Origin of the sequence: Micromonospora sp. NPDC023814 (assembly GCF_040639595.1) — a bacterium.
Classification (GTDB): Bacteria; Actinomycetota; Actinomycetes; order Mycobacteriales; family Micromonosporaceae; genus Micromonospora.
The window spans coordinates 22,078-29,846 of sequence record NZ_JBFAAF010000080.1; the positions used below are offsets into that span (position 1 = coordinate 22,078).

4 protein-coding genes are annotated in these 7,769 nt (G+C 70.6%); 2 read left to right on the forward strand and 2 right to left on the reverse strand.

The window, feature by feature from the left end; translation table 11 throughout:
- Positions 1 to 60: 60 nt before the first annotated feature.
- Together AB0G14_RS29785 and AB0G14_RS29790 are read right to left on the reverse strand one after the other, a co-directional pair.
- Positions 61 to 2,181 (reverse strand): M14 family metallocarboxypeptidase, encoded by a 2,121-nt coding sequence (locus tag AB0G14_RS29785; protein ID WP_357703055.1) that lies wholly within the window; start codon positions 2,179 to 2,181, stop codon positions 61 to 63.
- Between the two features lie 164 nt (positions 2,182 to 2,345).
- Positions 2,346 to 3,008 (reverse strand): response regulator transcription factor, encoded by a 663-nt coding sequence (locus tag AB0G14_RS29790; protein WP_357703057.1) that lies wholly within the window; start codon positions 3,006 to 3,008, stop codon positions 2,346 to 2,348.
- Between the two features lie 271 nt (positions 3,009 to 3,279).
- On the opposite strand from AB0G14_RS29790, the gene glgX reads away from it, so the two are divergent.
- Together glgX and treZ are read left to right on the forward strand one after the other, a co-directional pair.
- Complete coding sequence (glgX, locus tag AB0G14_RS29795) at positions 3,280 to 5,397, forward strand: glycogen debranching protein GlgX (protein ID WP_357703059.1); 2,118 nt, start codon at positions 3,280 to 3,282, stop codon at positions 5,395 to 5,397.
- A 269-nt stretch (positions 5,398 to 5,666) separates the two neighbouring features.
- Positions 5,667 to 7,400, forward strand: coding sequence for a malto-oligosyltrehalose trehalohydrolase (treZ, locus tag AB0G14_RS29800; protein WP_357703061.1), 1,734 nt, complete (start codon positions 5,667 to 5,669; stop codon positions 7,398 to 7,400).
- Positions 7,401 to 7,769: the final 369 nt, after the last annotated feature.

Consider the following 7,769-nt stretch of genomic DNA (forward strand, 5'->3'; position numbering starts at 1 on the left):
CGCCGGCAGGTCGGCGGGAGGCCGACCTGCCGGCACCGCGTTCGGGCGGAACTCAGCAGGTCACAGACGTGCGCACTGGCCGAAGTTCGGACCCCGTACGGAGTTGGTGACCTCCATGTTCGTCGGCTCGGGGGAGTTGCCGGTGCAGGCCAGCGGACCGTTGACGGTGTTGCCGGCCACCAGCGGGGCCACGCCCTTGCTGCTGGTCACGCTGACTGGCCCGGTCGCCTCGTTGCCGACCAGGACGACCGGGCCGCTGGTGCCGGTGACGAGCACCGGACCCTCGACCGTGCTGTCGGTCATGACGACCCCGGCGGCGCCGGTGGCGTTCACCGGACCGTTGATCGAGCTGCCGGTGACGATCAGCGTCGCGCCGGGCCGCACCTGGATCGAACCCCGGACGGTGGCCCCGTCCAGGCAGGCGACGCCGGAGACGACCAGCGTGCCGTTGTGGGTGCCGGTCAGGGTGGGGGCGATCCGCTCGCCGGCGACCAGGCCCTCGACGGCCTGTCCGTCGAGCAGCAGCGGGATCAGGCCCCGCTGCGGCTGGGACAGCGGCACCAGGTAGCCGTCGGCGACCTTGATCACCTTCCAGCCGTGGGCGGCGATGCGCTGGGCCGCGGTGGTGCGCTTGCCGGCCGGGCCGTCGGTACGCTCACCGTGGTACTGCTCCTCGGTCAGCCGGTACGCGCACGGCGGCTGCTCGAGGATCCGCTCCGGGGTGGGGGCGTCCACGGGCGGCGGGGCCTCACCCGGGTGCGGGGCGGGGTACGCCTCGATCTTCCGGGAGCCCCGGAACACGATCCTTCCCTCGTTGGCGGACTGGAACGTGATCGCCTCGGCGCGGGCCTTGGTGATGTCCTTGACGTTGGCGCCGTGGTACTCGAAGAACTCGTTGAACGTCCACAGCGCGGAGTACGTCTTGCGCCGGCGGTTGTTCGCGGTGTTGCTCTCGTCGGGCCGCGTCGGGCCACCGGAGCTGCGCAGCTCCAGCAGGGAGTTGACGACGTTCTTCAGGCCGAGGGTGTTACGCAGGATGGTCTCTTCGCTCAGGCCCACCGTGGCGTTGGAGGTGCAGCCGTACGGGCACGCCCACCAGCCGTCCTGGGCGCCCTGGGCGTACATGTGGCCTTCGATCATCTCCTGCGACTCGTCGAAGATCCCCTGCGCCACGTTCTGGTGCCGGGGCGGCAGCATCGGCAGGTCGCCGGTGTTGGAGTTGCCGTACTCGTGGCCGTCGTAGCCGGCGACCGGCCGGTAGTCGCGGACCATCTCGGCGAGGGAGCGGGTCTCCGGCTGGCGGATCAGCGAGTGGTCCCGGTTCAGGTCCTGACCGGTGGAGTTGCCCCGGGTGTTGGCGGCCCGCCCGTCGCCGTTGAGCGTCGGCACGATCAGCATGGTGGTCTTCGACAGCAGGTCGAGGGTCTTGCTGTCCTTGGTGAAGGCCAACTGCCGGGCCATGATCAGGCAGGCCTCGCGGTCGCCCGGCTCGTTGCCGTGCACGTTGCAGTTGACCATCAGGGGGTTGGTCGCGGCCACGGCCTCCGGCGTTGCCGGCGGCTTGGGGTAGCCGATGACCAGCATGTTGATCGGCCGGTCCTGGACGGTGCGGCCGATCTCCACCACGCGAACGCGGTCGCTGGCCGCGTCGATGGCGGCGGTGTACGTGTACTCGTTGACGTCGCTGGTGTACTGGGCGCCCAGCGTGTCCTCCCACTGGGTGCGAAGGTTCTCACCCGGGACGGCCGGGTCGCCCCAGTGGGCCCTGGTGGTGCCGCTGACCGGCGCCGAGTAGGGCTTGGCCTCGGTGTCGAACCGGGCCCGGACCCGCCACTGGAAGCCGTTGCCCGGTACGAAGCCGGCGTCGGCGAAGGTCGGCGCGGTGTTGTTGACCTGGCGGTTCGGGCGCCAGACACCGACGATCACCGGCGTGCCGGGCGTGCCGTCCCCGGCCAGCGGGGTCCGCTCGATCTGGTAGTCGGTGGCCCCTTCTACCCGGGTCCACGCCAGCGTGGCGTACCCGTCGCCCTGCACGACCGTGAGGCCCTGCACCTGGTTCGGCTCCGCCTGCTGCAGGGCCGCGCTCGGCTGCCCTTGCGCCTGCCCGGGCACCGCCGTCGCCACGAGGGTGGCGGCGAGCAGGGCGGAGAACACACCGGCCGTTGTCCGTCTGTATCTCAAAGGGATCTCCAAACAGGAGGGATGGCTGGGGTGCGCCCAGCACACCGCACTCGGCCCACCGTTGGCCCACACCCTGCGTTTCTTGAGGATCATCTGAGGTTTCCGACCTGGTCACCGGCGTCGGCGGGCGGTCGCGGGCACCCTGGTCGCGGCACCGGCCGTCGTCATCCCGCGCGCAGCCGGTAGCCGACGCCGCGGACCGTCTCGACCAAGCCGGCGTCGTCGAGCTTGCCCCGCAGGGCCGCGACGTGCACGTCGAGGTTGTGCCGGGTCCCCCAGGTGGTCTGCCAGACGTCCAACTGCAACCGGTCCCGGGGCACCACCGCGCCGGCCTGCCGGGCCAGCGCCACCAGCAGGTCGAACTCCTTGCGGGCCAGGCTGACCTCCCGGTCGCCCACCCAGACCCGCCGGGCGTTGACGTCGATGCGCAGCGTACCGACCCGCAACTGGCTCGTGGTCCGGGCGCTGCGGACGGTACGCCGCATCACCGCCTCGATGCGGGCCTGCAACTCCACCATCGAGAACGGCTTGACGACGTAGTCGTCGGCGCCGGCCCGCAGGCCGGCCACCCGGTCGTACTCCTCGGCACGGGCGCTGACCGCGATGATGGCGACGTCCTCGTCGGCCTGACGAAGCCGCCGGCACACCTCCAGGCCGTCCCGGTCGGGCAGGTTGAGGTCCAGCAGGACCAGGTCGACCGGGTCAGCCCGGATCGCTTCGGCGGCCGTCAGCGCCGGCACCACCTCGTATCCCCGGCGGCGCAGGGCCTTGGTGAGGGCAGACGCCACGCGTAGGTCGTCTTCCACCAGGAGAATCCGCACGTACATCCCCCTCGGACCTCGTCCCAGCCGGGTCCTGCGAGTCTGTCCGATGATCAACACCCTGACCAGTGCGGATGCAAGATCGTAACCGCAGCGCCCGGTCCGTGCGGTGTGGTGCGCCGGCGGGTACCAGTCGGGTGGATTCCGGTCATCCGCCGATCGGGTGGATTGGTGGCGGAAGCCGTGGGGCAATACCCGCACGCACGCCGCCCGGCCCCCGCCGTGTGGTGCGCTCATGGTGCGGTGCGCGCTCATGATCTTGCACCGAAGGAGCGACATGCAGGTCTGGCCGGGTGAGCGGTATCCCCTCGGGGCCACCTACGACGGGATGGGCACCAACTTCGCGATCTTCTCGGAGGTGGCCGAGCGGATCGAGCTGTGCCTGTTCGACGAGTGGGACACCGGGGCGGAACGGCGGGTCGAGCTGCGCGAGGTCGACGCCTACGTCTGGCACGCGTACATCCCCGGCGTCGAGCCGGGGCAGCGGTACGGCTACCGCGTGCACGGGCCGTACGACCCCGCGAACGGGCTCCGCTGCAACCCGCACAAGCTGCTGCTCGACCCGTACGCCAAGGCGGTCGACGGCGACGTGCGGTGGAACCCGGCGGTCTACGACTACGAGCACGGCGACCCGGATCGGATGAACACCACCGACTCCGCGCCGTTCGTACCGAAGTCGGTGGTGGTCAACCCGTACTTCGACTGGGGCAACGACAAGCCGCCGCGTACCCCGTACCACCACTCGGTGATCTACGAGGCGCACGTGCGCGGCCTGACCATGCGCCACCCCGACATCCCCGAGGAGCTGCGCGGCACGTACGCCGGCCTGGCCTCCCCGCCGATGATCGAGCACCTGACGACGCTCGGGGTGACCACCGTCGAGCTGATGCCCGTGCACCAGTTCGTGCACGACCACCGCCTCGCGGACCTGGGACTGTGCAACTACTGGGGCTACAACACCATCGGCTTCTTCGCCCCGCACCACGGCTACTCCGCGCTGGGCCGCCTGGGCCAGCAGGTGCAGGAGTTCCGGGGCATGGTCAAGTCGCTGCACGCCGCCGGGATCGAGGTCATCCTCGACGTGGTCTACAACCACACCGCCGAGGGCAACCACCTCGGCCCGACGCTGAGCTTCAAGGGCGTCGACAACCCCAGCTACTACCGGCTGAGCGAGGAGGACCGACGCCACTACGTCGACTACACCGGCACCGGCAACAGCCTCAACGTGCGCAGCCCGCACTCGCTCCAGCTGATCATGGATTCGCTGCGCTACTGGGTGACCGAGATGCACGTCGACGGCTTCCGCTTCGACCTCGCCGCGACCCTGGCCCGCGAGTTCTACGAGGTCGACCGCCTCTCCACCTTCTTCGAGGTGGTGCAGCAGGACCCGGTGGTCAGCCAGGTCAAGCTGATCGCCGAGCCGTGGGACGTCGGCCCCGGCGGCTACCAGGTGGGCAACTTCCCGCCGGTGTGGACCGAGTGGAACGGCAAGTACCGCGACACCGTGCGCGACTTCTGGCGCGGCGAGCCGGCCACCCTGGCCGAGTTCGCGTCCCGCATCTCCGGCTCCGCAGACCTCTACCAGGACGACGGGCGCCGACCGTTCCACAGCATCAACTTCGTCACCTGCCACGACGGGTTCACCCTCACCGACCTGGTGTCGTACAACGACAAGCACAACGACGCCAACGGGGAGGAGAACCGGGACGGCGAGAGCCACAACCGGTCGTGGAACTGCGGGGTCGAGGGGGACACCGACGACCCGGCCGTGCTGGCCCTGCGGGCCCGGCAGCGGCGCAACTTCCTGGCCACCCTGGTGCTCTCCCAGGGCGTGCCGATGATCGGCCACGGCGACGAGCTGGGCCGCACCCAGCACGGCAACAACAACGCGTACTGCCAGGACAGCGAGCTGGCGTGGGTCGACTGGGAGCACGCCGACGCCGACCTGCTGGAGTTCACCCGCAAGCTGGTCGCCTTCCGCCGCCGCCACCAGGTGTTCCGCCGCCGCCGCTTCTTCACCGGCCTGCCGGTGCGTTCCCGGCTGGTCGACGAGCCCCTGCCCGACCTGGCCTGGTACACCCCTGACGGGCGGGAGATGACCGGCGAGGACTGGGGCAACGACTTCGGCCGATCCGTCGCGCTGTTCGTCAACGGCGAGGGCATCCGCGAGCGCGGCCAGTACGGCCAGCGCCACCTGGACAACTCCTTCCTGCTTTGCTTCAACGCCCACGACGCGCCGTTGGACTTCACCGTGCCCGGGCCCGAGTTCGGCCGACGCTGGGAGCTGGTGATCAGCACGGCGGAGCCGGAACCGGAGAAGACCACCGTGGTCGAGGCGGGCGGCGTCCTCGGCGTGCCGGACCGGTGCGTGGTGGTGCTGGAGAGGACGGCCTGACATGTCGACCACTCCTCGACCGACCGCGTCCCGGGAGCCGGGCGGCGAGGCGGGCCGGCGGCGGCTGCGCGCCCTGCGCACGGCCGGCCTCGGCCTGGCCTGCGCCGGCGGCTGGGACGACACGGTCGTGTCACTTCCCGTTCACGAGTTGACCGACCTGTTCACCGGCCGGGTCTACAGTGGCGGGGAGACCCGTCTGGCCGACCCCTGCTGGCCACCTATCCCGTCGCGCTGCTGGCTCCCACCCCCGAGTCCGTGGAGGCTGCGTCATGACCGAGTTCGCGGTGTGGGCGCCGCAGGCCGCCCGGGTTCGGCTGCGCCTGCCCGGCGTCGCCGACCACGAGATGCGTTCCGGTCCCGGCGGCTGGTGGCGGGTCGAGGTGCCCGCCACCGGCCCCGGCACCGACTACGCCTTCCTTCTGGACGACGACGAGCGGGCGCTGCCCGACCCCCGGTCGGCCTGGCAGCCGGCGGGGGTGCACGGGCCGAGCCGGCTCTACGACCACGCGGCGTTCGAGTGGACCGACCATGCCTGGACCGGGCGGCAACTGCCCGGCAGCGTCCTCTACGAGCTGCACGTCGGCACCTTCACCCCGGAGGGCACCTTCGACGCCGCCATCGGCCGCCTCGACCACCTGGTCGACCTCGGCGTCGACATGATCGAGCTGCTCCCGGTCAACGCCTTCAACGGCGAGCACAACTGGGGCTACGACGGCGTCTGCTGGTATGCCCCGCACCAGCCCTACGGCGGGCCGGACGGCCTGAAACGGCTGGTCGACGCCGCCCACGCCAAGGGTCTGGGGGTGATCCTCGACGTCGTCTACAACCATTTCGGGCCCTCCGGGGCCTACGCGCCGATGTTCGCGCCGTACCTCACCGAGCAGAGCAACACCTGGGGCCGCACGGTCAACCTCGACGGCCCGCACTCCGACGGCGTCCGCCGCTACATCGTCGACAGCGTGCTGATGTGGCTGCGTGACTACCACGTCGACGGGCTGCGGCTCGACGCCGTGCACGCCATGCCCGACGCGCGCGCCAACCACCTGCTGGAGGAGGTGGCGGTGGAGGTGGAGTCGCTGGCCACCCACCTCGGCCGGCCGCTGTCGCTGATCGCCGAGTCCGACCTCAACGACCCGCGGCTCATCACCCCCCGGGAGGCCGGCGGCTACGGCCTGCACGCCCAGTGGAACGACGACGCCCACCACGCCCTGCACACCCTGCTCACGGGCGAGCGGCAGGGCTACTACGGCGACTTCGGCTCCCTGGAATGCCTCGCCGACGTGCTCACCGGCGTCTTCTTCCACGCCGGCACCTGGTCCAGCTTCCGCAACCGTCACCAAGGGCGGCCGGTGGACCGGCAGCGCACCCCGGGGCACCGGTTCGTGGCGTACCTGCAGAACCACGACCAGATCGGCAACCGGGCCACCGGCGACCGGATCTCCGCCACGCTCTCCCCGGGGCTGCTGCGGGTGGGCGCGACGCTGCTGTTCACCGCGCCCTTCACGCCGATGCTGTTCATGGGGGAGGAGTGGGCGGCCAGCACCCCGTGGCAGTTCTTCACCAGCCACCCCGAGCCCGAGCTGGCGACGGCGGTGGCGACGGGCCGGAAGCGGGAGTTCGCCGCGCACGGCTGGCGGGAGGGGGACGTCCCGGACCCGCAGGACCCGCAGACGTTCGTCCGCTCCCGCCTCGACTGGGCCGAGCTGGACAAGCCCGAACACCGCGAGATGTACGACTTCCACCGGCGGCTCATCGCGCTGCGCAAGAGCCGCCCCGACCTGTCCGACCCGCGGCTGGACCGGGTGGAGGTGCGCCACGGCGACCACTTCCTGGTGATGCGCCGCGGGGAGACGCTGGTGGTGGCGAACCTGGCCGCGAAGCCGCAGCCGATCACCCTGCCGGGGGTGGCGCGGCGGGTGCTGCTGGCGACGGGGGAGGGGGTCACGGTGATGCGGGACCGGATCGAACTGCCGGCCGAGACGGCGGCGGTCGTGGCGCTCTGAGTGTCGCGCGACTACGGAGACGTACGCGTGGGTGTGATCAGCTTGCTGGCGTGGACCTGCCTGTTCGACGGACGTACCGATCGAGCTGCCCGTGTTACGATGTTTCACTTTGCCCCTCGTGGAGCGCCGCGTCTATCAAGAGAAGATTGCAGTTACCTTGGCGACGAGATCAGTCATACCTGATATTGCGGGAACCAGTTGTTGAACCCCAGAAAATAGGAGCCGCAGCCTGGCGCGGCTTGGCTTGTCAGAGCGTGCTTCTGACAAAAAACCATCGTGACTGATCAGGTGGTCGTTCCGGTTGCGGGTAGCCAGGGACGGCCGGTGGCGAGTTCGGTGAGGGCGTGCATGATGTTGCGGCCGTGCGCG

Coding starts and splice junctions, on each gene's coding strand:
- AB0G14_RS29790 (WP_357703057.1), bottom strand. CDS start 3,008: ATGTACGTGCGGATTCTCCTGGTGGAAGACGACCTACGCGTGGCGTCT.
- glgX (WP_357703059.1), top strand. CDS start 3,280: ATGCAGGTCTGGCCGGGTGAGCGGTATCCCCTCGGGGCCACCTACGAC.
- treZ (WP_357703061.1), top strand. CDS start 5,667: ATGACCGAGTTCGCGGTGTGGGCGCCGCAGGCCGCCCGGGTTCGGCTG.